General features: G+C 63.5%; 22 protein-coding genes and 1 pseudogene. 7 read left to right on the forward strand and 16 right to left on the reverse strand.

The window, feature by feature from the left end; all coding sequences use genetic code 11:
* Nucleotides 1-269: pseudogene (locus U0L91_RS00950) on the forward strand (hypothetical protein); the annotation flags it as partial.
* Nucleotides 270-422: 153 nt separating this feature from the next.
* Here the strand turns inward: U0L91_RS00950 and phoU are convergent.
* From phoU to U0L91_RS00975, 5 genes are all read right to left on the reverse strand, one after another.
* A complete protein-coding gene (phoU, locus tag U0L91_RS00955) occupies nucleotides 423-1,094 on the reverse strand; it encodes a phosphate signaling complex protein PhoU (protein WP_330044092.1) in 672 nt (223 codons plus the stop codon).
* 18 nt (nucleotides 1,095-1,112) lie between these two features.
* Nucleotides 1,113-1,865: a phosphate ABC transporter ATP-binding protein PstB gene (pstB, locus tag U0L91_RS00960; RefSeq protein ID WP_330044094.1), complete on the reverse strand. Its 753-nt coding sequence runs from the start codon at nucleotides 1,863-1,865 to the stop codon at nucleotides 1,113-1,115.
* A 14-nt stretch (nucleotides 1,866-1,879) separates the two neighbouring features.
* Nucleotides 1,880-2,740 carry a phosphate ABC transporter permease PstA gene (gene pstA, locus U0L91_RS00965; protein WP_330044128.1) on the reverse strand — a complete coding sequence of 287 codons (861 nt, stop codon included), beginning with the start codon at nucleotides 2,738-2,740 and terminating at the stop codon, nucleotides 1,880-1,882.
* 55 nt (nucleotides 2,741-2,795) lie between these two features.
* The gene (gene pstC, locus U0L91_RS00970; RefSeq protein WP_330044095.1) at nucleotides 2,796-3,680 is read right to left on the reverse strand and encodes a phosphate ABC transporter permease subunit PstC; all 885 of its coding nucleotides are present in this window, start codon (nucleotides 3,678-3,680) and stop codon (nucleotides 2,796-2,798) included.
* Nucleotides 3,681-3,799: 119 nt separating this feature from the next.
* Nucleotides 3,800-4,762, reverse strand: a complete 963-nt coding sequence (locus tag U0L91_RS00975; protein ID WP_330044097.1) for a substrate-binding domain-containing protein — start codon at nucleotides 4,760-4,762, stop codon at nucleotides 3,800-3,802.
* A gap of 419 nt (nucleotides 4,763-5,181) precedes the next feature.
* Here U0L91_RS00975 and U0L91_RS00980 point away from each other — a divergent pair, with 419 nt between their 5' ends.
* From U0L91_RS00980 to U0L91_RS00990, 3 genes are read left to right on the forward strand one after another with little or no spacing between them, the layout of a single operon-like run.
* The gene (locus tag U0L91_RS00980; protein ID WP_330044099.1) at nucleotides 5,182-6,966 is read left to right on the forward strand and encodes a Na/Pi cotransporter family protein; all 1,785 of its coding nucleotides are present in this window, start codon (nucleotides 5,182-5,184) and stop codon (nucleotides 6,964-6,966) included.
* A 58-nt stretch (nucleotides 6,967-7,024) separates the two neighbouring features.
* Nucleotides 7,025-7,723, forward strand: coding sequence for a response regulator transcription factor (locus U0L91_RS00985; RefSeq protein WP_330044101.1), 699 nt, complete (start codon nucleotides 7,025-7,027; stop codon nucleotides 7,721-7,723).
* Nucleotides 7,716-9,098 (forward strand): sensor histidine kinase, encoded by a 1,383-nt coding sequence (locus U0L91_RS00990; protein ID WP_330044103.1) that lies wholly within the window; start codon nucleotides 7,716-7,718, stop codon nucleotides 9,096-9,098. The genes U0L91_RS00985 and U0L91_RS00990 overlap by 8 nt, the downstream gene beginning before the upstream one ends.
* 94 nt (nucleotides 9,099-9,192) lie before the next feature.
* Here U0L91_RS00990 and U0L91_RS00995 read toward each other — a convergent pair whose 3' ends face one another.
* The 5 genes from U0L91_RS00995 to U0L91_RS01015 form a co-directional block, all read right to left on the reverse strand.
* Nucleotides 9,193-9,750, reverse strand: a complete 558-nt coding sequence (locus tag U0L91_RS00995) for a DJ-1 family glyoxalase III (protein WP_330044105.1) — start codon at nucleotides 9,748-9,750, stop codon at nucleotides 9,193-9,195.
* Between the two features lie 20 nt (nucleotides 9,751-9,770).
* On the reverse strand, nucleotides 9,771-10,121 hold the full coding sequence (locus U0L91_RS01000; protein WP_330044107.1) for a hypothetical protein: 351 nt from the start codon (nucleotides 10,119-10,121) through the stop codon (nucleotides 9,771-9,773).
* Nucleotides 10,102-10,872, reverse strand: coding sequence for an alpha/beta hydrolase (locus U0L91_RS01005; RefSeq protein WP_330044108.1), 771 nt, complete (start codon nucleotides 10,870-10,872; stop codon nucleotides 10,102-10,104). The genes U0L91_RS01000 and U0L91_RS01005 overlap by 20 nt, the downstream gene beginning before the upstream one ends.
* 110 nt (nucleotides 10,873-10,982) lie before the next feature.
* Entirely contained in the window at nucleotides 10,983-13,985 is a 3,003-nt protein-coding gene (locus tag U0L91_RS01010; RefSeq protein WP_330044110.1) for a 5'-nucleotidase C-terminal domain-containing protein, read from the reverse strand.
* A gap of 200 nt (nucleotides 13,986-14,185) precedes the next feature.
* A complete protein-coding gene (locus U0L91_RS01015) occupies nucleotides 14,186-16,393 on the reverse strand; it encodes a glycoside hydrolase family 2 protein (RefSeq protein ID WP_330044111.1) in 2,208 nt (735 codons plus the stop codon).
* 368 nt (nucleotides 16,394-16,761) lie between these two features.
* Here U0L91_RS01015 and U0L91_RS01020 point away from each other — a divergent pair, with 368 nt between their 5' ends.
* Nucleotides 16,762-17,064, forward strand: coding sequence for a winged helix-turn-helix domain-containing protein (locus U0L91_RS01020; RefSeq protein WP_330044113.1), 303 nt, complete (start codon nucleotides 16,762-16,764; stop codon nucleotides 17,062-17,064).
* Between the two features lie 87 nt (nucleotides 17,065-17,151).
* On the opposite strand, the gene gdhA is transcribed toward U0L91_RS01020, so the two are convergent.
* The 5 genes from gdhA to U0L91_RS01045 form a co-directional block, all read right to left on the reverse strand.
* A complete protein-coding gene (gdhA, locus tag U0L91_RS01025; protein ID WP_330044115.1) occupies nucleotides 17,152-18,498 on the reverse strand; it encodes an NADP-specific glutamate dehydrogenase in 1,347 nt (448 codons plus the stop codon).
* Between the two features lie 212 nt (nucleotides 18,499-18,710).
* The gene (locus tag U0L91_RS01030; RefSeq protein WP_330044117.1) at nucleotides 18,711-19,850 is read right to left on the reverse strand and encodes a metallophosphoesterase; all 1,140 of its coding nucleotides are present in this window, start codon (nucleotides 19,848-19,850) and stop codon (nucleotides 18,711-18,713) included.
* Nucleotides 19,851-19,963: 113 nt separating this feature from the next.
* Nucleotides 19,964-21,361, reverse strand: a complete 1,398-nt coding sequence (gltA, locus tag U0L91_RS01035) for an NADPH-dependent glutamate synthase (protein WP_330044118.1) — start codon at nucleotides 21,359-21,361, stop codon at nucleotides 19,964-19,966.
* Between the two features lies 1 nt (nucleotide 21,362).
* Nucleotides 21,363-22,205 carry a sulfide/dihydroorotate dehydrogenase-like FAD/NAD-binding protein gene (locus tag U0L91_RS01040; protein ID WP_330044119.1) on the reverse strand — a complete coding sequence of 281 codons (843 nt, stop codon included), beginning with the start codon at nucleotides 22,203-22,205 and terminating at the stop codon, nucleotides 21,363-21,365.
* Between the two features lie 110 nt (nucleotides 22,206-22,315).
* Nucleotides 22,316-22,474: a hypothetical protein gene (locus U0L91_RS01045; RefSeq protein ID WP_330044121.1), complete on the reverse strand. Its 159-nt coding sequence runs from the start codon at nucleotides 22,472-22,474 to the stop codon at nucleotides 22,316-22,318.
* 347 nt (nucleotides 22,475-22,821) lie between these two features.
* Between U0L91_RS01045 and U0L91_RS01050 the strand changes: the two genes are divergently transcribed.
* The gene (locus tag U0L91_RS01050; RefSeq protein WP_330044122.1) at nucleotides 22,822-23,688 is read left to right on the forward strand and encodes a transketolase; all 867 of its coding nucleotides are present in this window, start codon (nucleotides 22,822-22,824) and stop codon (nucleotides 23,686-23,688) included.
* Nucleotides 23,681-24,634 carry a transketolase family protein gene (locus U0L91_RS01055; protein ID WP_330044124.1) on the forward strand — a complete coding sequence of 318 codons (954 nt, stop codon included), beginning with the start codon at nucleotides 23,681-23,683 and terminating at the stop codon, nucleotides 24,632-24,634. The genes U0L91_RS01050 and U0L91_RS01055 overlap by 8 nt, the downstream gene beginning before the upstream one ends.
* 317 nt (nucleotides 24,635-24,951) lie before the next feature.
* Here U0L91_RS01055 and U0L91_RS01060 read toward each other — a convergent pair.
* Nucleotides 24,952-25,498, reverse strand: a 547-nt coding sequence (locus U0L91_RS01060; protein ID WP_330044126.1) for a hypothetical protein, incomplete at its 5' end; no start/stop codon positions are given.

Consider the following 25,498-nt stretch of genomic DNA (forward strand, 5'->3'; position numbering starts at 1 on the left):
ACGCCTGGTACTGGCTGGACAATGTGGACTACGGCAAGAAGGCCGTGTCCAAGGATGTCTACCAGGAATCCGAGGCGGGCGTCTGGGCGGACCGCCCCGACGGCACCGGCAAATGGGTGCGGTACGACGCCAACGGCGGCATGATCAAGGGCTGGAGTGATGACGGCAGATACTACTTTGACCCGATCTTCGGCACGATGGCCAAGGGCGATGCGATGATCGACGGCCGTCTGTACCACTTTGATCCCTACACCGGCATTCTGCAGTAAGGCCGGATTTTCCCACAAACGGCAGGAGCCGCCCGACAGAAATCGGGCGGCTCCTTTTTTGCCGCAAAACACCCCGGGGCCGGCGTTATGCAACGTCGGCCCCGGGGTGTGGTATAGGAAAACATAAGAGGGAATGGCAGGAAAGGACGGCGTTCAGAAGATTCTGCGGGATTTGTAAACGCCGGTCTTGAGGAACTCGACCCATTCGGCCACGTTGACGGCGTGGTCGCCCAGGCGCTCCAGGTACTTGGTGACCATAAACAGGTCAAGGGCCGTGGCGGCCTCTTCGGGATGTTCCGCAATGTAGTGGGCGATCTCCTCGCTGATGCGGGAGAAGGCTTTGTCCACCGCGTCATCGTGGGCGATGACCTTGGCGGCGGCGTCCAGATCGACCTGGACATAGGCGCCGATGGCCTGCTTGACCATCCGCAGCACGTCCTCGCCCATCTGCAGGATGTCCTCGAGCACGCCGACGGCGCCGGCGGCTTCGGGGTGCAGATGGAGGGCGATCTCGGCAATATCGCTGGCCTGGTCGCCGATGCGCTCAATGTCGGTGACCATCTTGAGGGCGGTGCTCACCTTGCGCAGGTCGGAGGCCACCGGCTGCTGACGGAGCAGCAGCTGCAGGCAGCGGTGTTCAATCTCGTGTTCGCCGGCGTCGATCTGGCTGTCCCGGGCGACCACGTCGCGGGCCAGCTCGACATCGCCTTTTTTGAGCGCGACGAGGGCGCTCTCGATGGCGCCGCCCGCCTCGTGGCCCATCCGGGCCAGCATGGAATCGAGCTGAAGCAGCTCTTCGTCGTAGGTTTTACGCATACTCGGCATGGCGTGTTCCTCCTCTGATCAGCCGAAACGGCCGGAAATGTAATCCTCGGTGCGCTTATCGACAGGCGTGGAGAAGATCCGTTCGGTGGGACCCATCTCCACCAGCTCACCGAGCAGGAAGAAGGCGGTCTTGTCGGAGATACGCGCGGCCTGCTGCATGTTGTGGGTGACGATGACGATGGTGTACCGGTCCTTCAGCTCGAGGGCCAGTTCCTCCACCTTGGAGGTGGAGATCGGGTCGAGGGCGGAGGTGGGTTCGTCCATCAGCAGCACCTCGGGCTCGACGGCCAGGGCGCGTGCGATGCACAGACGCTGCTGCTGACCGCCCGACATGCCCAGGGCGCTCTTGTTCAGGCGGTCCTTGACTTCGTCCCAGATGGCGGCGCCGCGCAGCGACTTTTCGACGATCTCGTCGAGTTTGGCCTTGCTGTGGATGCCGTGGGTCCGCGGACCGTAGGCGATGTTGTCGTAAATGCTCATCGGGAAGGGGTTGGGCTTCTGGAACACCATGCCGACACGCTTGCGCAGGACGTTGACATCCATCTTGGATTTGTAGATGTCCTCGCCGTCCAGCAGGATGTCGCCGCTGATGCGGCAGCCCTCGACCAGGTCGTTCATCCGGTTCAGCGATTTGAGGAAGGTGGACTTGCCGCAGCCCGAAGGCCCGATCAAGGCGGTGATCTCCTTCTCGGGGATGGAGATGTTGACGTTTTTCAGTGCATGGAAGTTCCCGTAATACAGGTCCATGTTTTTGACTTCAAATTTATTCATAACTGCCCCCTGATTCAATGTTTGGCCAGCTTGCCGGCGATGAGGCTGGACAGTCCGTTGATGGCCAGCACCAGGACCAGCAGCACCACGGCGGTGCCGTAGGCTTCGTTGACGTGCAGACCCTCGCTGGACAGCAGGTACATATGGACGGCCAGCGTGCGGGTGGAGTCGAAGAGGAAATCCTTGCCGGCAGGCACGGCGGCAACCGAGCCGGCGCTGTACAGCAGCGCGGCGGACTCGCCGACGATACGGCCGGTGGCCAGGATGACGCCGGACAGGATGCCCGGCATGGCGGAGGGCAGCACGATGGTAAAGACGGTGCGCAGTTTGCCGGCGCCCAGGCCGAAGCTGCCTTCGCGGTAGGAATCCGGCACGGCGATCAGCGCTTCCTCGGTGGTGCGCATGATGACCGGCAGCACCATGATGGCCATGGTGAAGGCGCCGGACAGCAGCGACAGGCGCCACTGCAGCTGGGTGACAAAGAACAGCATGCCGAACAGGCCGAAGACGATGGAGGGGATGCCCTGCAGGGTTTCGGTCGTGATGCGGACCAGCTTGACCAGACGGTTGCCGCGCTTGGCGTACTCGACCAGCCAGATGGCCGCAAAGATGCCCAGGGGTGTGGCGATGAGCAGCGAGAGCAGCGTCATCAGCACGGTGTTGATGAGCGCCGGCATCAGGGAGACGTTATCGGAATTGTATTCCCAGGCAAAGAGAGAAGGTTTGAGGTTGGGAATGCCCTTGATGAGGATGTAGCCGATGATGAAGATCAGCACACCGGTCGTGGCCAGGGCGGCCAGGCGGACCAGCCAGCGCAGGATCAGCGCCTGCAGGCGGGCGGCGCGGCGGTTGCGGTGGCCGCTGGGAAAGACCATCTTGGGGGTCACGGTCCCGTAGTCAAGCGTGCGGTCGGTGCCGCCGGCAACGATCTCAGGCATGGTCGGAACCTCCTTTCACAAGGCTGAAGCAGAGATTGATGATGAGGATGAAAACGAACAGCACCACACCGGTGGCGATCAGCGCCTCGCGGTGGAGATCTGCGGCGTAGCCCATCTCCATGACGATGTTGGAGGTCATGGTGCGCAGGCCCTCGAACAGGCCCTTGGGCATACGCGGCTGGTTGCCGGCCACCATGACGACGGCCATCGTCTCGCCGACGGCGCGGCCGATGCCGAGGATCACGGCGGACATGACGCCGGACTTGGCCGCCGGCAGGATGACGCAGAAAACGCTGCGCTCATGCGTGGCGCCCAGTGCCAGGCTGCCCTCGTAGTAGCTGTCCGGCACCGCGTCCAGGCTGGTCTTGGAGACCGTGATGATGGTGGGCAGGATCATGATGCCCAGCAGCACGCTGGCCGTGAACATCGACAGGCCCTTGCCCTGCAGGCCCGGCGTGTTGCGGATGAACTGCTCGACGGCCGGGGCCAGCACCATGACGCCGAAGAAGCCGTAGACAACCGACGGGATGCCAGCCAGCAGCTGGACGGCCGGCAGCAGCACGCGGTTGACGCGGCGGCTGGCAAACCGGGACATATAGACGGCGGTCAGCAGGCCGATGGGCACGCCCACCACCAGAGAACCCGCGGTGACGTAGATGGAGCCGAGGATGAACGGCAGGATGCCGTAGATGTCGTTGCTCGGCTTCCAGGTGGTGCCCAGCAGGAAGTTGACGGGGCCGATCTCGAAGATGGCCGGCATGCCGTTGGCAAACAGAAAGATACAGATCAGTGCGACGGCCAGGATGGAAACACAGGCGCACACGGTAAAGACGCCCTGCATGAACCATTCCCTGGTCCTGGATGCGGTTGTTTTCATTCTCCTATACCCCCAAAATACCACAGTGAGGGGACGGCCTGTGTCCCACCGTCCGTGCGGCCCCTGCACTTTCCGCAGGGCGCTGCGCCGGAACGGGAAAGCCGTCCCCTGCACGTTATTTACTCAACGCTGGCCCAGTCGGTGGTCTCGCCGACGTAGATGCTCTTGATCTGATCCTTGCTCAGATCGCTGATCGGGTTGCTGGGATTGACGATCACGGCGATGCCGTCCATCGCGATGACGGTGTTGACGGCGCCGGCGGAAATCTCGGAATCCTTCAGCTCACGGGAAGCCATGCCGATGTCGCAGGTGCCCTCGATGGCGGCATTGACGCCGGTGGTGGAGTCGGAGGTCTGCAGCTCGATGTCAGCGCCGCTGTTGACGGCCTTGTAGGCCTCGATCAGCTTTTCCATGACGGGCGTGACGGAGGAGGAACCGGCGACGACGATCTTGCCGGCCGGCGCGGTGCCCTCGTAGGGAGCGGCGGAGTCATCGCCGATGTAGCCGTTGTCGTTGATGACGGCCTGGCCTTCGGCGCTCATGATGTAGTCGATGAAGTCCACGGCGACCTCGTTGGTGGGCTCGCCCTTGGTCACGATGTTGAACGGACGGGCCAGGGTGTAGCTGCCGTTCTTGACGTTCTCGGCGGTGGCTTCGACGCCGTCCACGGCGACAGCCTTGACGGTGTCATTCAGGGAACCCAGGCTGATGTAGCCGATGGCGGTCTCGTCGGCCTGGACGGTGGTCATGACGTTGTTGGTGGAGTTGGCGTTGACGGCATCCACGGTGGTGTTGTCCACCTTCTGGCCGTCGGCGCCGGCTTCCTCGACACCGGTCAGCTCGATGAAGGCGCTGCGGGTGCCGGAACCTTCCTCACGGGTGACCGGGGTGATGGCCTGGGTCAGGTCAAAGTCACCGGCAGCCTCGCTGGAGGAGGCAGTCTCCACGGTGGAGGAGGCCTCGCTGGAGGAGACGCTCTCGGTGGAAGAGACGGCCTCGCTGGAGGAAGCGGTGTTGCCGCAGGCGGCCAGGCTCAGCGCCATGGCGGCGGCGACGGCAATGGAAATGTTGCGTTTCAGCATAAATTTTCTTCTCCCTTTACCATGTATTACCATGTAATGGTTTTGCACAGGTTTCTGTGCCGCTCCGGCTTCATCCGGATGCAAGTGTATTGTACAGCGCTTTTGCGGCGGAATCGACCATAGCGCGGTACAATCGCCGTAAAGCTTTGGTAATTTGCGCACCCCGGATGAAAAATCCCTGTAAAGTTGCCCAAAACTCCTACACATTTTCTTTACAATCCGCCGAAATGCCGTTTTTGCGGCACGCTGCATCGTCATTTTACCTGGATTTTACAAATACTTTACCCGGTTTTGCTGTCGTTTTTTGCCGCCCATCCTATATAATAGGATACGGTATGTGCCATGATGGGCACCTGTGGGCCGTATGGAAGGCCCTGTTGTGGAAAACATAAGAAGAGAGAATGGAAGTGTACTCCGGTATGAGCATTTTCAACGTGTTCACCCTGATGGGTGGCATCGCCACCTTCCTGTACGGCATGGACCTGATGGGCCGTGCGCTGGAACAGACCGCCGGCAGCAAGCTGCAGGGCATCCTGTCCAAGATGACCTCCAGCCCGATCCGCGGTCTGCTGCTGGGTCTGGCCGTGACGGCCGTCATCCAGTCCAGCGGCGCCACCACCGTCATGGCCGTCGGCTTTGTGAACTCCGGCCTGATGGAACTGCACCAGGCCATCGGCGTCATCATGGGCGCCAACATCGGCACCACGGTCACGGGCTGGCTGCTCTCGCTGTCCGGCCTGGAGGGCGACTCCTTCTTCATCGAGATGCTCAACCCCAACGCCTGGTCCCCCATCCTGGGCTTCATCGGCATCTTCCTGTATATGATGAGCAAGGACCGCGACCGCAAGCGCGGCGTCGGCAAGATCCTGATCGGCTTTTCGCTGCTGATGACCGGCATGAGCATCATGTCCTCCTCGATGAGCCCGCTGGCCGATGAACCCTGGTTCATGAACCTCTTCCTGAGCTTCTCCAACCCGCTGCTCGGCGTGATTGCCGGCGCCGTGCTGACGGCGCTGCTGCAGTCCTCCTCGGCGTCGGTGGGTATCCTGCAGGCGCTGACCTCGACCGGTGCGGTCACCTACTCGGCCGCCGTGCCCATCATCATGGGCCAGAACATCGGCACGACGGTCACGGCGCTGATCTCGTCGGCCGGTGCCAACAAGAACGCCCGCCGCACCGCCTTCGTGCACCTGTATTTCAATGTCATCGGCACCGTCGTGTTCCTCTGCGGCTTCTACGGCCTGAACGCGCTGCTGCATTTTTCCTTCTTCAACGCCACCGCCAACACCTTCGGCATTGCGATTGTCCACACGGTGTTCAACGTCGTGACCACCGCGATCCTGCTGCCCTTCAACCGGCTGCTGGAGCGCCTGGCCGTGCTGACCGTGCCGGACGACAAGGGCGAGACCACCGAGCACAACGAACTGCTGGACAACCGTCTGCTCTCCACCCCGTCGGTGGCGGTGGGCCGCGCGATGCTGACCGGCGGCGATATGGCCGAGATCTGCCGCACCGCGCTGCTGCAGGCGATGTCCACCACCCGCAAGTGGGATGACGCCATCGCCGACGAGGTCTCCCGCAAGGAGGAGGCCATCGACCACTACGAGGACGTGCTGGGCACCTATCTGGTCAAGCTGTCGGCGAAGAACCTTTCGCGGGAGGACAACCGCACCGTCAACACGCTGCTGCACACCATCAACGACTTTGAACGGATTTCCGACCACGCGGTGAACCTGCTCAAGGCGGGCCGCGAGATCAAGGAGAAGAACATCCGGTTCAGCAAGGAGGCCCTGGCCGACCTGTCGGTGCTGGAGGCCGCCCTGCAGGACATCGTCAACCGCACGGTGGATGCCTTCCAGAAGAATGACTGCTATGCGGCCGGCAAGATCGAGCCGCTGGAGCAGGTCGTGGACGGCCTGGTGCGGGAGGTCAAGACCCGCCACATCGCCCGCCTGCAGGCCGGCGCCTGCACGATCGAGTACGGGTTTGTGCTGGATGACCTGCTGACCAACTACGAGCGCATCGCCGATCACTGCTCCAACATCGCCGTCGCGATGATTGAGGTGGCGGATGACCGGTTTGACACGCACGAGTATCTCAACCACATCAAAAACGGGGAGAACCCGAGTTTTGAAAAACGCTACGAGCGCTATCGCGGCCGCTACACCTTCGAGCCGGAGGAGTTCAGCGACCAGGGCGCCTGACGCACACTGCTGCAAAGACCGGGATGCCCTCCCGGCCTTTGTCATGGGAGGAATCGGAATGATCTATATCGTCGAGGACGACGCCAGCATCCGCGAACTGGAACAGTACGCATTGCAGACCAACAACTTCCCCGCCCAGGGCTTTGCGGACGGCAGTTCCTTCTGGGCTGCCGTGCGGGAGTCGGTGCCGGATCTGGTGATTCTGGATGTCATGCTGCCCGATGAGGACGGCTACCAGATTCTGGGCCGCCTGCGGGAGAACGCGGCCACCCGGACCGTGCCGGTCATCATGGTGACCGCCAAGACCAGCGAGATTGACGTGGTCAAGGGGCTGGATCACGGGGCGGACGATTACCTGTGCAAGCCCTTCGGCATTATGGAGTTCATCAGCCGGGTCAAGGCGGTGCTGCGCCGGGCCAGCACGGCGCCGGCGGCGTCCAGCACGCTGCGCTTCGGCGACATTGTGCTGGACGATGTGTCCCGCACGGTCAGCGTGGCCGGCGAACCGGTGGAGCTGACCTTCAAGGAATATTCGCTGCTGCACTTCTTCATGGAACATCCCGGCGAGGTGCTGGCCCGCGAGCGGATCATGAAGGCCGTCTGGGACACCGACGACCTGCTGGAATCCCGCACGATCGACATGCACGTCCGCACCCTGCGCCAGAAGCTGGGCGCGGCGGGCGAGTTCATCTGCACGGTGCGCAAGGTGGGCTACAAGCTGTCCGCACGGGACACGGAGGCCGGCGACGATGCCTGAACAGGAGCGCAAGGTGCCGCGCAGCATGGCCGGGATGCTGCGTGCGGCCCTGATCTGGGTGGGGATGCTCTCGCTGGTGCTCAGCGCGCTGGGGTCGGCCTTCCTGTTTCACCGCGCCTATGCGGCGCAGTTTGACCGCGACCTGGCCCGGACCGCCGCCGCGGTGGCCGCCGGCTACCAGAACGCCGACGCGCCGCAGCCCGCCGACCTGGCCCGGTTTGACACCGGCCTGCGGCTGACGCTGATTGCCGCGGACGGGCGGGTGCTCTACGATTCGCTGACCGATGATCCGGCCTCGCTGCCCAACCACAGCGACCGGGCCGAGGTCCGCGCCGCGCTGGAGAGCGGGTCCGGCCAGAGCGTGCGCAAGAGCGAGACCGCCGGCATGGAGACCCACTACTATGCGCTGCGGCTGGCGGACGGCACGGTGCTGCGGCTGGCCGACGAGACCAGCGACGTCTGGGGCAGCTACAACCACGCGCTGCCCATTTTGCTGGTGGGCTGCCTGCTGATTGCGCTGCTGGCCGCCGTGATGGCGGGGCTGATTGCCCGGCGCCTGGTGCGGCCCATCACCCGGATGGCCGAGCATCTGGACACCATCGAGGCCGACGTGCCCTATGAGGAACTGATCCCGCTGGCCCACACGGTGCAGTCCGACCGCAAGCTGCGGGAGGACAACGAGACCATCCGGCGGGAGTTCACGGCCAACGTGAGCCACGAGCTGAAAACCCCGCTGACGAGCATTTCGGGCTATGCCGAGCTGATTGAAAACGGCATGGCCCGGCCGGAGGACATTCCGGGCTTCGGCGCGCGCATCCACAAGGAGGCGCGGCGGATGATCGCCCTGGTCAGCGACATCCTGCAGCTGTCCGAGCTGGACGGCATGAGCAAGGATACCTCGCGGGACAGCACGGCGGATTTTGTGACGCTGGACCTGGAAAGCCTGGTCCGGGATGTGGCGTCCGGCATGACGATGAACGCCCGCAAGGCCTATGTGACGCTGCAGTACCACGCTTCGCCGGCGCCGGTGCGGGGCAGCCGGGACCTGCTCAACGAGCTGGCCACCAACCTGTGCGACAATGCCATCCGCTACAACCGCCCGGGCGGCCATGTGGACCTGAACTGCGGCATCGGGCCGGACGGCTGTCCCTACCTGTGCGTGGAGGACAACGGCATCGGCATCCCGCAGGACGCCCAGAGCCGCGTCTTCGAGCGGTTCTACCGGGTGGACAAATCCCGTTCCAAGGCGACGGGCGGCACCGGACTGGGGCTGGCCATCGTCAAGCACATTGCGGTGCTGCACAACGCCCGCATTGATCTGAAATCCACCGTCGGCACCGGCACCTCGGTGCGGGTGATCTTCCCCAAAGTCTGAAACCGAAACGGCGCCTTTCCGCGATGTTTTGCTGCGGAAAGGCGCCGTTTTTTTTGCAAAAAAAGCCCCGCGGCGTTCAGCCGCGGGGGAAGAATCAGTAGCGGTAGACGATCGCGTTCTTGACGCGGTCGGCGGTTGCGCGGTCGGACAGGGCCGCGGTCAGGGCCAGGGCGAACGGGATGGCGGCGCCCAGGGCCTCGCCGGTGATGATGTTGCCGTCCAGGGTCAGCGGCAGGCCGGTGTAGTCGGCGCCGCCCTCGGTGAGGGCCTTGTCGAAGGTCGGGTAGACCGTGGCCTTGCGGCCCTTGAGCAGGCCGAAGGAGGCCAGCACGCTGGGTCCGGCGCAGATGGCCGCAACAATCTTGTTGGCGGCGGCGAACTCGGTGCAGACCTTGCGGACCGTCGCATCGGCGCGCAGGTTGTCCACGCCGGGCAGACCGCCGGGCAGGATGACCGCGTCAAAGCCGGTGTAGTCCAGTTCCTCGGCCAGGGCGTCGGTCTGCAGCAGAACCCCGTGGGAGGTCTTGACGGTGCGGCTGCCGCCCACCGCCGCAGTGGTGACTTCGATGCCGCCGCGGCGCATCAGATCGACACACAGAAGGCCCTCGCACTCCTCAAAGCCGGGGGCAAAAAAGATGACTGCTTTGCTCATACAGAACACTCCTTTACAAATCAGAACGGATGAAACCGGGCTGCCAGCAGCCCGATGAAGGGAAGCGGTGCCTGGCGGCGGCGCAGCGCCGTGACGAGTCCCACCAGGGAGAGCACGTCCACCATCAGCGTCAGGGTCAGGGCGATCTCGCCGAAGGAAGGCACAAACCCCAGCGCCGCGCAGACGGTGGCCAGCATCAGGGTGACAAGGCCCTGGTTGAGGTGGAACCGCACGAAGGGGTCCTGCCGCCACCGGCTGCAGGCCGGGATCAGGATGAGTATATTCAGGTAGCACAGCGCGCCCATCCAGACCGCGGCGCGGCTGACGGCCGGCGGCTCGGGCGGGGTCCGGTTATTTTTCTTTGCGGCCATGGCGGTCCTCCCACAGATAACGGCTGTACAGCGGCACCTGCTCGGCCCAGCTGGCCTCGCAGTGGCGGCCGCCCAGCTGCAGGTAGGGGCAGACATCCGCCCCGCGGGCCAGCAGCGCCCGGCAGACTTCCAGCGCGTTGGCCGTGTAGTGGGCCAGTGCGCGCGGCGCGTCGCTCTCCTGCTCGCCCCAGCTCAGGAAGATGCGGGTATCGGGGCGCAGGTCGGCCTTGGCCAGGTCGCGGCGCAGCGGCTCCATGCAGAACCGCACCGAGGGCGACAGGCAGGCCGCGCGGGAGAACACCGCATTGTAGGCCGTGACGGCGTACAGGCTCATCAGACCGCCCATGCTGCTGCCCGCAATCGCGGTATGGGCGCGGTCGGGCAGCGTCGGATAGGCTGCATCCAGCGCGGGTTTGAACTCGCGGGTCAGCCAGTCCAGATACTGCCGGCCGGTGCCGTGGATGCCGCCGAAGGCGTCGAGGTCGTAGGGGCTGTACTCCTCCAGACGGCCGTTGCCCTCGTGGTTGCACTCCGGCGCCGCGATGATCTGGTCGGGGTGGGCCTGGCAGTAGTCCAGCAGCCCCCAGCAGGTACCGTAGGTGGCGGTTTCGTTGTAGAACAGATTGTGCCCGTCGAACATATAGGTGACGGGATAGCGGCGCCCCGAGGTCTGCCAGTCGTCGGGCAGCCAGAGAAAGACATTCCGGGTCAGGCCGTAGGGCGTGATGACGGTATTGAAGGTTTTGACCATTTCCGATTCCCCTCCTGCCGTTTATTGTACCGCAAATGCTGCGGTTTGGCAACCGCCGTCACGTCAAAAGCGGCAGGGCCCGCAGGCCCTGCCGCTGCAGGGGGAAGGAATCAGGCCATCACGCCGGTGATGCGGTCGAAGGTGTACGCCTTGCCGTCAATCGTCACGCGGCCCTTGGCCATTGCGCCGGTGATCGGGTCAAAGTAATAGGTGCCGGCCCCGGTCTGGTCCCAGCCCTTGACCATCTTGCCGTCGGCATCGTAGCGGACCCACTTGCCGCCGTCGGATTCCTGGTAGACATCCTTGGAGACCGCCTTGGCGCCGCCCTGGATCGCATCCAGCCAGTACCAGCCGTCCGATGCGGGGTCGTAGATCTCCTTGCCGCGGCCCTCGGTGCCCTGCTTGATGCCGTTTTCGTACCAGTAGGCCTTGCCGTCCTCGACAACCCAGGTCAGGTCGCTGCGGATGCCGGTGATCTCGTCAAAGCGGTAGGTCACCTCGTCGATCTCGACAAAGCCCTTGGCCATCGCGCCGGTGATCGGGTCAAAGTAATAGCTGCCGACGTCGGTCTGATCCCAGCCCTTGACCATCTTGCCGTCGGCGTCGTAGCGGACCCACTTGCCGCCGCTGGATTCCTGGTAGACATCCTTGGAGACCGCCTTGGCACCGCCCTGGATGGCGTCCAGCCAGTACCAGCCGTCCGACGCGGGGTCGTAGATCTCCTTGCCGCGGCCCTCGGTGCCCTGCTTGACGCCGTTTTCATACCAGTAGGTGACGCCGTCCTCGACGACCCAGCCGTTTTCCCCGGACGTGGCGGGCAGCGTCACGGTGATGCGGCCGCCGTTCTCGCCGTTGGGGTCGCCCTGCAGCAGCACCTGATAGCCGTCCTGGCCGTCGGCGGGCTGCTGCTCTTCCAGAATGACCTTGATGCGGCCGTCGCCGTAGGGGTTGGCGTAGGCCTCGCCGACGGTGCCGCCCAGCGTGTTGACAATGTAGTTGATGAGGACCTCGTTGTCCACCATGACCTCGTCCTTGAGGACGGTGTCCTGCATGAACATATTCAGGCCGTCGCCGCCGCTCTTGAGCATATAGTTATGGCTGGCCAGCGTGTAGGTGGCCTGGGGGTCCAGCGGGGTGCCGTCGCTGAGGCGGACGTTTCGGACGCGGCGCGCGCCCTCGACCCCGACGAACATCCCCTTCTCGTCCACCCGGACCGTCGAGGGGATGGTGGTGTCAATCTCATAGCTCAGGCCGGAGACCTGCAGGAAGCCGCCCAGCTCGGCGCCGGAGGCATCGACGGCGCGGGAGGACATCTCGAGCGCATCGAGGATCTGCTGGCCGGTGGCCTCGACCACGCAGGCCATGTTGCCGAACGGATGGACCGCGATGATGTCGCCGTAGGTCACATCGCCGGCGGCGATGTCGGCCCGGATGCCGCCGCCGTTGACAAAGGCGATGTCGGCGCCCAGCTCGGCGCGGTAGGCGTCGGCGCAGAGGTCACCGAGGTTGGTCTCCTGCGAACGGACCAGACGGCCGCCCGTGACGGGGTCGCTGACCGTCAGGGTCACGCTGCTGGTGGCCACCTTGCGGCTGAGCAGGTCGTTGAACTCGGCCTCCTTCTCGGCGGCCAGGGCGGCCACATCGGCGTTGTCCCGGGCGGCGGTCAGGGTGGTGCCGTCCAGCAGCCGGGTCTCGGCGGAGGCGTCGGTGTGCAGCGTCAGCTGGGCCACCGAGGCCAGCTTGGTGCCGGTCGAGCAGAGCAGCACCGCGCTGCCGGCCTTGTCGGTGACGGTCTCACCGGCGATGGTGGAATGGCTGTGGCCGTCCAGGAAGGCGGTCAGGCCGGTCGTGTTGGCGATGACCTCGCGGGAAGTCCAGGGCGCGCTGGCCGTGTCGGTGCCGAGATGCCCCACCGCGATGACGGCCTGGGCGCCCTCGGCGCGGGCGGCATCGACGGCGCTCTGGACCGCCTCATAGAGGTCCCGGCCGTCGTTGCCCTCGCAGAAGCCGTAGATGTAGTTGCCCTCAGCGTCCTGGAAGTAGGACGGGGTGGATTTGGTGAAGGTTTCCGGCGTCGTGATGCCCACAAACGCGACCTTCAGGCCGTTGAAGTCCGCGATCTCGTAGGGGCGGAACACCGTCTTGCCGGTGCGCAGGTCCACGAAGTTGCAGGACAGGTACTCATACTGTGCCTCGTCGGCCAGCGTGAGGAAGCGGTCCATCCCGAAGTCGAATTCATGGTTGCCGGGCACCGCGTAGTCGTAGCCCACGGCGTTCATCATCTGGACGAGCGCCTCGCCGGTCGTCAGGGCGCCGATCGCCTCGCCCTGGATGGCATCGCCGCCGTCCAGCACGGTCACCGCATAGCCCTGGGCCTGCAGCAGGTCGCGGCGGCCCGCCACGGCGGCATAGCCCAGCCGGTCGTCGGTGCGCAGGTAGGCGTTGTGGACGTCGTTGGTGTAGAGCATCTGGACATCGCCGGTGTAGACGGTGCCCTGCTCGCCGGCCGCGTTGTAGGGCGCATAGGCCGCGGCGTAGGCGGCATCCACCGCGACGGTGGCCTTCTCCCACTTGACGGTCTCAAAGTCGCCGTGGTCGGCGCGGCGCAGCGTCTTCTGCTTGCTCATGTCGTAGTCGCTGCCGCTGACCGCGTCCACCTCGCTGCCGTTGTGCAGCAGCGAGACCTCGAACTCCTTGTTCTCGAGCGGCTTGTCGAACAGCTGGTCCGGCTCGGGCAGATAGAGGGTCAGGTAGTCCTGTTCGCTGGGGTCCTCCCGCGCGGCCAGCAGGTAGTACCCGCCCGCCTTGACGACGGTCTGGTCGGGGAAGGTCACCTCGGCGCCGTCCAGGACCAGCGTGTACTCGTCGAGGCTGGCGTCCTCGGCCGTCGGGTTGTACAGCTCGACAAAGCTGGCGGCGATCGGGGTATCGGTCTTGCCGCCGTCGGCATAGACCTGGTCGATCAGCAGGTGATCGGCTGCGGTCTCGGGGGTTTGTGCCGTCGGGGCGGCGGACTGCGGCGCGGCGCCGTCTTCGGCCAGCGCCGTGACCGGCAGGCAGAACGGCCCGAAGGTCATGACCGCGGCAAGGATCAGGGCTTGCAAACGCTTCATGTTTCACGACTCCTTTTTTGACAAAATTGCAGACTACCCACAGTATAGCAGGCCGGTGCCGGGGTTTCCACCCTGGCTGTGTAAATCGCCGGTAAAGTTTGGGTCAAGCCAAAAAAAGCCGCCCCGGCCGGGGGCCAGGGCGGTGGGAGGAGGCGCCGGAATCTGCGCTGCCGACGCGCCGGGGCGTCAGGCGCGGGGCATTACTTCCGGATCTTGGTGAGTTCTTCGTTGAGGGTGCGCTTGAGTTCCGCCGGGAAGGCAGAGCCGGCCATCTTGAGCAGGTTCTCCAGCCGCATCGAGCGCATGAAGTCGCCCATCGGGCTGTCGAATCCGCCGCCCATCAGGCTCTTGGCGTTGCCGATGCCATCCACCACGGGCTGGAGCACGCGGGCGCAGTCGGGGTTCGCGAGCAGGTCGCGGACCTTGTCGCGGATGGAGTAGAAGCCTTCGGGGAATTCCAGCGGGTTCTCGTCAAACCAGTTGCCCGCATCGCCCTCGCCGGCCGGCAGGTCGTAGCTGCGGTTGTGCTCGGCCACGCCGTTGAGAACGATGGAGTCCTCGAGGCCGCCGGCACGGGCCGTGATGTTGTTGGCACCGTCCAGCAGCGCCACGTCGGGGAAGGTCACGGCATGATCGACGGCCGGGCGGGTGGCCACCTCGGCGCCGTTGACGACCAGCGTCACCTCGTCGCAGTTGGTGTAGACCGTGATGTCCCGCTCGCCGGGGGCACGGTCGGTGAAGCGGCGGCCGCAGACATGGACCATCGGCTTGTCGGTCCAGTAGGCCTGGTAGATATAGAAGGAATCCTTGCGGGTCTTGCGGTCAAAGGTCACAAGGCCCTTGTTGTTGCGGCCCTTGCAGCCGCCCTCGTCGCGCTGGTCGGCGGCAAAGTCGAACATGTTCCAGACGTAGGTGCTCCACAGGTAGGGGCGGGTTGCGAAGGTCTTGAGCATCTCATGATGGTACAGGGCCTGGTATTCCTCGGTGTAGTCGTGGTCCTGCGGCTTGGAGGTGTGCCAGGTCAGGATGGCCTCGGCGCCGTACTCCGACATGCCCAGGCAGCGGTCGGGGTTGGTGGCATGGAACTTGTCCAGCCAGGGACCGTTGTCCTCGACATCGCCGACATACCAGCCGAAGTAATGGTTGTAGCTCAGCACGTCGGTGATATAGACATGCTCGGAGTCCATCGGCACCATCGAGACTTCCGCCATCGTGGTCAGGCGGCTGGGGTCCAGCTTCTTGACCAGGGCGTTCAGGTCGGCCAGGTTGCGGTAGAGCGCTTCGCTCTCGCCGCCGATCGTGATCTCGTTGGAGATGCCCCAGAAGCAGATGGAGGGATGGTTGTAGTTCTGGGCCACCAGCTCGGTCATCTGGCTGATCGTGTTGTCGTAGGCGTCCTTGCCGGGACGGAACTTGCTGATGAAGGGGATCTCGGCCCAGAGGACAAAGCCGGTGCGGTCGCACAGGTCATAGAAGTGCTGGTCATGCTGATAGTGGGCCAGGCGGATGCTGTTGGCGCCCACCTCGCGGATGAGCTCGATGTCCTCCTCGTGCTCCTTCTCGGTGATGGCCCAGCCCATATCCAGGCGGTCCTGGTGGCGGGAGACACCGTGCAGCGGGTAGGACTTGCCGTTGAGGAAGAAGCCGTTGTCGGGGTCCACATGGAAGCTGCGGTAGCCGTAGGTTTCGCAGACGGAATCCACCGGCTGGCCGTCCCGCAGCAGCGTGGCCTCGCAGGTGTAGCAGTACGGATCGGCCATGCCGTTCCACAGATGCGGGTTGGCAACGCGGAGCTTGACCACCGTGTGCTTGGCGGCGGGCAGGGTCTGCTGCGCCGCGACATTGCCCTCGGCATCCTTGAGCACCACCTGGACCTCGCAGCCCTCGGCGTCCACCGGGAAGAGGTCGACGCGGGTCAGGCCGGCGGAGTGGGGCGTCACAAAGACGGCGTCGGTGCCGGTCTTGAGCAGGTCAAAGTGGGCGGGGTCCACCTCGATGAAGCTGACGGGGCGGTACAGGCCGCCGAAGAAGGTGAAGTCCGCCTGCTGCGGGTAGACATCGCACTCGGCGTTGGTGACCTCGACGGTCAGGATGTTGCCCTCGGGCTGCATGGCGGGGGTCAGGTCAAACCGGAAGGTCGAGAAACCGCCGCGATGGCGGCCCATCTCGCGGCCGTTGCAGTAGACGGTGGCCACATGGTTGGCGCCGCGGAACTCCACATACTGTTTCTTGCCCGGCGTGGGGTTGGGCAGCTCCAGATGGTAGCAGCCCAGGCCGCGCCAGTAGGAACCCTCGGTCATGCCGTCCTGGCCGTCCAGGTTGTTCCAGGTATGGGGCAGGCTGACTTTGGTAAACGCATCGCCGTCTTTGGCAAACAGCGCTTCGGTCAAACGAACAATGTTGCGCATGGGGTACACTCTCCTTTTTTTCAGATACCGCGCGGGGCGGTTTTCCCCCGCGGAATGGTCGCGGCGGTCTTTTGTACTTTTCAGTATAGCGGATTTTCCCCGGGAGGATGAGAATATTTTTTTAAGAAACCCGTATTTTTTTATGCAAATCGTCCTGTGGGCGGGGTTTTCCACCATTCTCCACCGGTTTTCCCGTCTTTTCCCGGTGGAAAAGTTGAAAACTCTGTTCAAACTGTGGAGAGTTGGGGAAAAAACGCACGGTTTGTCACAAAAAATTAACATTTGGAATTGTAACATCTCGGAGACAAGCATCGTTTTATAATGATAGAAAAGAAAATACCACACAAGAAGGAGGCTGCTGAATCGCTATGATCCAGACTGTTTATGACGCAACACGATACAAGGACCTGCGCATTGACTGGCAGGCCCGCCGGGTGACCCGCTCGGGACGCACCGTGGCCCTGACCCCGCGCGAGTTCGCACTGCTGCAGGCGCTGTACGATCACCGCGGGCACATCATGAGCCGCAGTGACCTGCTGAGCACGGCCTGGGGATACCCCTGCAGCGGCGTGACGCGCACGGTGGATGTTCACATCCAGCGCCTCCGCCGCAAGCTGGGGCTGGAACAGGAGATCCAGACCGTCTACCGGGTAGGCTACAAACTGCACTGAGGCGGGGGATCACCGGATGAATCCGACACACAAAACAGCGCCGGGAGCGTACGCTCCCGGCGCTGTTGGATTTCAGGATGCTGTCAATCAGACAATGCCCTGGCTCATCATGGCGCTGGCGATCTTCTCGAAGCCGGCGATGTTGGCGCCCGCGACGAGGTTGCCCTTCATGCCGTAACGCTCGGCGGCGTCGGCGGCATTCTTGTAGATGTTGACCATGATGCCGTGCAGCCGCTCGTCAACCTCCTCGAAGGTCCAGGACAGACGCAGGCTGTTCTGGCTCATCTCGAGGCCGGAGGTGGCCACGCCGCCGGCGTTGGACGCCTTGGCGGGGGCAAACAGGACGCCGTTGCTCTGCAGGTAGGCGATGGCTTCGGGGGTGGAAGGCATGTTGGCGCCCTCGGCGACCGCATAGCAGCCGTTGGCGACCAGCGCCTTGGCGCCCTCGAGCGGCAGCTCGTTCTGGGTGGCGCAGGGCAGCGCGATGTCGCACGGGACGGTCCAGATGCCCTGGCTGCCCTCGACGTACTTGGCCGTGGGAACGTAATCGAGGTAGGTCTTGATGCGGGCGCGCTTGACTTCCTTGATCTCCTTCATGACCTTGTAGTCAATGCCGTTCTCGTCCACAATGTAGCCGTTGGAATCGCTCATCGCGATGACCTTGCCGCCCAGCTGGGTGGCCTTCTGGTTGGCGTAGATCGCAACGTTGCCGGAGCCGGAGATGACCACCTTGGCGCCCTCGAAGCTCTTGCCGTTGGCCTTGAGCATCTCGTCGGCAAAGTAGCACAGGCCGTAGCCGGTCGCCTCGGTGCGGGCCAGGGAGCCGCCGAACGGAATGCCCTTGCCGGTCAGCACGCCGGTGAACTCGTTGCGGATGCGCTTGTACTGGCCGAACAGGTAGCCGACCTCGCGGCCGCCCACGCCGATGTCGCCGGCCGGCACGTCGGTGTCGGGGCCGATATGGCGGTACAGCTCGGTCATGAAGCTCTGGCAGAACCGCATGACCTCGGCATCGCTGCGGCCATGGGGATCAAAGTCGGAACCGCCCTTGCCGCCGCCCATCGGCAGACCGGTCAGGCTGTTCTTGAAGCACTGCTCGAAGCCCAGGAACTTGATGATGGACAGGTTGACGGAGGGATGGAACCGCAGACCGCCCTTGTAGGGACCGATCGCGGAGTTGAACTGGACGCGGTAGCCGCGGTTGACCTGCACCTTGCCGGCGTCATCCACCCAGGGAACCCGGAACATCACAACGCGCTCCGGCTCGACCATGCGCTCGATCAGGCCGGCCTTCTCGTACTCGGGATGGGCTTCCACCACGGGCTCGAGGCTCTCCAGCACTTCTTCGACCGCCTGCAGAAATTCCTTCTGCTCGGCGTTGCGCTTTGCCAGGCCTTCATAGACTTCCTTGAGGTAGGCATTCTTGATGGACATAGATACACTCTCCTTTAGCGCGGGCCCCTCTTGTTCACACCGGGTACTTCCCGGCCCCGGAACGGCCCCCAAATCTTTCACGGTTTCTATGTTAGCACTTTAAAGCGGATTTGACAATATTTTTTGAAAAAAATTGTATTCAAAAATGTTGCAGCTGTCCGCCTTATAAAGACAGATTCCGCGTTTCCGGCCGGATTGGCGGACAGCGCAGATCAGTTTTCCACCTCGAGGCAGACCAGCTCGGTGCGGCCCTCGGTGCGGATCTTGTAGCCCCAGGTGCCGGTGCCGCCGCTGACCACCGCCGTGCAGTCCGGCGTGATGCGGCGGGCGCCGTAGTTGACCTCATTGTAGCGGAACAGCCGCGCGACGAGGCCGGCGGGCCAGATCTGGCCCGCGTGGGTGTGGCCGCTGAGGATCAGGTCCGCCCCCGCCGCGGCATCGGCCCGCAGTTCGCGGGGTTCGTGGTCCAGCAGGATCGTGTAGACGTTGTCCGGCCCGCCGGGGAGCAGTTCGGCCGGCGTGAAGCGTCTGCCGCCGGTGAACAGCCAGTCCTTGCGGCCGACGATGCGCAGCGGGATGTCGCTGTCCGGCAGTGTCGTCGTGACGGCCACATCCTCCAGGACCCGGATCTGCGCCGCGGCGAAGGCGGTCTCCATCTCGGCGCGCTCATAGCTGGGTTCCCGCCAGTGGTGGAACAGGTCGTGGTTGCCGTAGACGAACCATTTGCCGCCGGGGGCTTTGAGCCGCGCAAAGAAGGCGTTGAAGGCGTCGAAGTCCTCGCGGGTGACGTACTCGTCGTAGATATCGCCGGTCATGACGATGAGGTCGGGCTGCAGAAGGGCGATCCGGCGTTCCAGCTCGGGGATGCGGGTGCGGTCCATCGCGCCGCGGCCGGGATGCAGGTCGCTGATCTGCAGGATGCGCAGATGGCCGCCGGGCAGCGGTTTGCGGGTGCGCAGCCGGTAGGTGGTCGTGCAGAGCCGCATGGCGCGCCGGTACCCCCACAGCAGCATCAGCGCCGTGAGGACCCAGACCGGCAGGCCGCCCAGCCAGAGGCGCTGCCACAGTCCGGCGGCCCGTCCCCCGGCCAGGCCGGTCAGCAGGGTGATGAGGTCCCCGGCGAGGTAGAAGCCCATCAGGTAGGCGTTGAGGATCATGCCGGGGCCGAGCGGGTCGCTGCCCAGCCAGGAGACCACCCCCAGCAGGGCCAGCGGCAGCAGCAGATAGACCAGCGGCATCGTGTCGGCAAAGCAGGCGACGAAGGGCAGCTGCAGGAAATTCAGATAGAGGACGGCCGCCACGAAGCCCTGGCCGATCTTGGGGAAGGTGAACTGCACAAAATGTCCGTACAACGCAAAAGACCTCCTCTGCGGTGCCCGAAAAGTCAAAAAAGGGAGTCAGGCGACGGCCGGAACCGGCTTCGCTTGTCTGACTCCCTCTTGTTCTTTCCTTTGTGTTGCGCCGATCAGGCGTTCTTGGCCCGGATGGCCTCGTCGATGGCACGGGCGGCTTCCTTGCCGGCGCCCATGGCCAGGATGACCGTCGCGGCGCCGGTGACGGCGTCACCGCCGGCGTAGACGAAGGGCCGGCTGGTCAGACCGTCGGGGCCGTTGGTGATGATGCAGCCGTGGCGGTCGGTGTCGAGGCCCGGGGTGGTGGAACGGATCAGCGGGTTGGGGCTGGTGCCCAGCGCCATGATCATCGTATCCACGTCCAGCTCGAACTCGCTGCCCTGCTTGACGATGGGACGGCGGCGGCCGGATTCATCGGGCTCGCCCAGCTCCATCTCGACGCAGGTCATGCCGCGCACGCAGCCGTTCTCATCGCCGAGCACCTCGACGGGGTTGGTCAGCGTGCGGAAGATGATGCCTTCCTCCTCGGCGTGTTCGACCTCCTCACGGCGGGCCGGCAGTTCGGCCATGCCGCGGCGGTAGACAATGTAGACCTGTTCGGCGCCCAGACGCTTGGCGCAGCGCGCGGCGTCCATCGCCACGTTGCCGCCGCCCACGACGGCCACGGCGCGGCTCTTCTTGATGGGGGTGCGGCTGTCCGGCCGGTAGGCCTTCATCAGGTTGACGCGGGTCAGGTACTCGTTGGCGGAGTAGACGCCCTTGAGGCTCTCGCCGGGGATGCCCATGAAGCGGGGCAGGCCGGCGCCGGACGCAATGTAGACGGCTTCAAAGCCGTAATCGTTCATCAGTTCGTCGATGGTCAGCACCTTGCCGATGACCATGTTGCACTCGATGTCCACACCGAGTTCCCGCAGGCCTTCCACCTCGTGCTGGACGATGTCCTTGGGCAGACGGAATTCCGGGATACCGTACATCAGCACGCCGCCCGCCACATGCAAGGCCTCGTAGACCGTGACCTGATAGCCCATCTTGGCCAGGTCGCCGGCCACCGTCAGGCCGGAAGGACCGGCGCCGATGACCGCCACCTTGTGGCCGTTGGACGCCGGCTTGACGGCGGCGGTGTGGACGTTCTCGCGGTGCCAGTCGGCCACGAACCGCTCGAGGCGGCCGATGCCCACCGGTTCGCCCTTGATGCCGCGGACGCACTTGCCCTCGCACTGGTTCTCCTGCGGGCAGACACGGCCGCAGACGGCGGGCAGGGCGCTCGACCGGGCAATGACCTGATAGGCGGCCTCAAAGTCGCCCTCGGCCACCTTGGCAATGAAACCGGGAATGTCGATCTCGACCGGGCAGCCCGAACGGCAGAGCGGCTTCTTGCACTGCAGGCAGCGCTTGGCCTCGTTGACGGCCATCTCGGCGGTGTAGCCCAGCGCCACCTCATCGAAATTCTTGTTGCGGACGTTGGGGTCCTGGGCGGGCATGGGGCACTTTTTCGGGTCCATGTTGGGCATCTTATTCGACCTCCTTCTTCAGCAGGTTGCACTCTGCTTCGCGGGCGTGGGCTTCAAAATCGCGGTACATCGTGCCGCGCTGCATGGCTTCGTCGAAATCGACTTCAAAGCCGTCAAAGTCCGGGCCGTCCACACAGGCGAATTTGGTCTTGCCGCCCACGGTCAGACGGCAGCCGCCGCACATGCCGGTGCCGTCCACCATGATGGGGTTCATCGAGACAACGGTCTTGACCCCATACGGTTTGGTGGTCTTGACCACGAATTTCATCATGACCAGCGGGCCGATGGCGATGACCTCGTCAAAATCGGCGCCCGCCTTGATTTTTTCCTCGAGGGGCGCCGTCACAACGCCCTTGCGGCCGCAGGAGCCGTCATCCGACATCAGGATCAGTTCGTCGCAGCAGGCGCGGAACTCGTCCTCCAGGATGACCAGGTCCTTGTTGCGGAACCCGACAATGCCGGTCACGCGGGTGCCCTGGGCCTTGAGGGCCTGGGCCACCGGCAGCGCGATGGCGCAGCCCACGCCGCCGCCGACCACGCAGACATTCTTGAGGCCCTCGATCTCGGTTGCACGGCCGAGAGGACCGACAAAGTCGTGGACGCACTCGCCTTCGCGCAGCGTGTTGAGCTGCATCGTGCCGGCGCCCACCACCTGGAAGATGATGGCCACCGTGCCGGCTTCGCGGTCAAAATGCGCGATGGTCAGAGGAATCCGCTCGGAGTCCTCCCGCGCACGGATGATGATAAACTGGCCGGCCTTCGCCTTTTTGGCGATGAGCGGCGCTTCGATAACCAGTTCGGTCACGGTCGGGTTCAGTTCCCGCCTCTTCACGATCTTGAACACTGTGATACCTCGCTTTTCTCCTTCAGTTCCCGGCGTTCCCGGTCTCAGATTCCAATACTCCAATGGTATTGTACTCGTTTCGCGCCGCCTTGTAAAGCATAAAAAACGCCTCAGTTGGCGGAACTGTCGATCGCAGCCTTGCAGGCCTGCAGGCTCTGGAAGGTCACCGCACAGTCCGAGCCGATGAACCAGCGCTCCTCGCCGTTGCATACGATCTTGCGGATCAGCTTGCCGCGGTATTCCGTCTGAATGTAGATTCCGTTGGACACAGTTGCATACCCCCTTGCCGGACGCGGTCCGGGCCGCATCCTTTTTTATTCTGCCACCTTTTCCCCGCCGTTGCAAGAGGGACGGCCGCGCGGCCGCCGTAAAATTTTCCCGCGCAGGCCGAGGCATTTTCGGCACAACCGCCAAAACCTCGCAGGGACGCCCCGGGAAAAATTCGACAGGGCGTGACTGGCAAACCTTCATATTCTGTGGTATACTTGGGAGAAACAATGCCAAAAGCTGAAAAAAGTAAAAAAAATGTTGCGTCCCGGCGCAGGACGTGTATAATAGTAATGTGAAGAATTGACGAATGGCCGCCCCTGCGCTGCGGCCGCTGGAGGATACGGATATGACAAAGCAAGAGATGCTGCAGTTGAAAATGACAGCAACCCGCGTGCGCATGGGCATCATTGAGGCAACTCACGGTGCCAAGAGCGGACATCCGGGCGGCAGTCTTTCTTCCGCAGATGTGCTGACGTACTTATACTTCAAAGAGATGCAGGTGGACCCGCAGAATCCCCAGGACCCCGACCGTGACCGCTTTGTGCTCTCCAAGGGGCATGCGGCGCCGGCGCTGTATGCCACGCTGGCGGAACGCGGGTTCTTCCCGGTGGAAGATCTGCCCACGCTGCGCCACTCCGGCAGCTATTTGCAGGGCCATCCCAATATGCAGACCGTCCCCGGTGTGGATATGAGCACCGGCAGTCTGGGCCAGGGCGTTTCGGCCGCCGCCGGCATGGCGCTGGCCGCCAAGCAGAAGTGCCCCGATGTCAACGTCTATACCCTGCTGGGCGACGGTGAGATCGACGAGGGCGAATGCTGGGAAGCCTTCATGTTCGCCAACCATTACAAGCTGGACAACCTGTGCATCATGGTGGATGTCAACGGCCTGCAGATCGACGGCCCCACGGCCAAGGTCATGAACAGCGAGCCGCTGGACAAGAAGATGGATGCCTTCGGCTTCAATACGATCATCTGCAACGGCAACAGCTTTGCCGATCTGGAACAGGCGTTCGTTCTGTTTGACCGCGCCCATGGTTCCGGCAAGCCGACCTGCTTCCTGCTGCACACCACCAAGGGCCTGGGTGTGAGCTTTATGGAGAATGCCGTGGACTGGCACGGCAAGGCCCCCAACGATGAACAATACGAAAAGGCAATGACGGAGCTGCGCAACAGCTACGACATCCTGCAGAAGGAGGCCGAACGCAATGGCTGAGGTGAAAAACGTAGCCACCCGTGACAGTTACGGCGCGGCGCTGCTGGAGCTGGCGGACGCCGGTCATGACGATCTGGTGGTTTTTGACGCGGACCTGTCCGCTTCGACCAAGACGGCGCTGTTTGCCCGGAAATATTCCGAGCGCTTCTTTGACTGCGGCATCGCCGAGGCCAACATGGTCGCCGCAGCGGGCGGCATGTCCACTTTCGGATATGTCCCCTTTGTCTCGACGTTCGCCATGTTTGCGGCCGGCCGCGCCTATGAGCAGATCCGCAACACGATCGGCTACCCCGAACTGAACGTCAAGATTGCCGCCACGCATGGCGGCCTGTCGGTCGGCGAGGACGGTGCCTCCCATCAGTGCTGCGAGGATTTTGCGCTGATGCGCACCATCCCCGGCATGGTGGTCATCTGCCCCGCCGACGACCTGGAGGCCCGCGCCGCCGTGCGCGCCGCCTACGCCCATAAAGGCCCGGTCTACCTGCGGTTCAGCCGCCTGGCCACCCCGGTGTTCCACGATGAGGGCAACTACCATTTCGAGATCGGCAAGGGCGAGGTCGTCGTGGACGGCTTCGATGTGGCCGTGATCGCCACCGGCCTGATGACCAGCGAGGCCATCAAGGCTGCCATGATGCTCAAGCGCCAGGGCGTCATCAACGTCCGGGTCATCAATATGCCCACCATCAAGCCGCTGGATAACGAGATTGTCCTGCGCGCCGCCCGCGAGTGCCATAAGATCATCACGGTCGAGGAGCACAGCGTCATCGGCGGCCTCGGCGAGGCGGTCTGCCGCCTGCTGTGCGAGAAGTCTCCCGCTCAGGTCCGCTGCCTGGGCGTTCAGGATCAGTTCGGCCATTCCGGTCCCGCCTGGGAAGTCCTGCGTGACTTCGGCCTGACCGCCGACGGTATCGCCGAAGAAATCCGGAAATTCGTCAGCGAAGAATAAGCTTCCTCATAGTCCCCCCGTCATCCGATTCCCGGATGCCGGGGGACTTTTTTTGCCCCAGCCCCTGTAATTCACCAGCCCCTGTAAATCACCCGGCACCCCCATATAAATCACCCGGCACCCCCATATAAATCGCCCGGCTCCCGCTTATAACTTACCGGACTCCCCCTTATAAATCGCCCGGCCACCACTTATAACTTACCAGACTCCCCTTTATAAATCGCCCGGCCACCTTCTGCTGCCCTCTCTCTACCGGCACACCCCTCTCCACCGGCACGCCCTCACCAGCAGAACATCCCTCACCATCAGCGCACCCCTCACCAACAGCACATCCCTTCACCACCAGCTCGCCCCCTCACCACCTCTATGCCCCTTCCCGATCCCCCCATGCTCCCTTTCTTTGCAGCCCAAAATAATACGTTTCGGATATTTTTCTGAATTTCCCTTTCCTTTTTCATCCTCATATATTCCATTTTGTATATCTCGTTTTCCCGCCCTTGCTCTGTGTAATCTGAATTTTTCCCCGCTTCTGCGCACCCAACGGAACTGCTGTTTTCCAAAGGATTGGTGTGAAGAAGTTTTCCACAGAAGGGTGGAAAAGGGGAAGCGCAAATATTCCGTTCCGTATATTTTCTACAATCTGTATATTTCTTTCCATTGCCGAACACCCGGTTTTCAAAAACCAGGAAGAAGGAAAAAAAGTCCGTCTTTGCTCTCGTCTGATTGTGAGAGCAAAGGTGGACTTTTTTTGCTTCTACCGACCCGGGGGTCCAGGGGGGTATCCCCCCTGGGCGCGGGTCCGCTGCGTCGCAACAGCGGCAGTTTTCTCGGTTCCTCTTTTGCTGCCAAAAGAGGAATCGCCCA

This window comes from Gemmiger sp. (genome assembly GCF_036306485.1).
GTDB lineage: Bacteria > Bacillota > Clostridia > Oscillospirales > Ruminococcaceae > Gemmiger.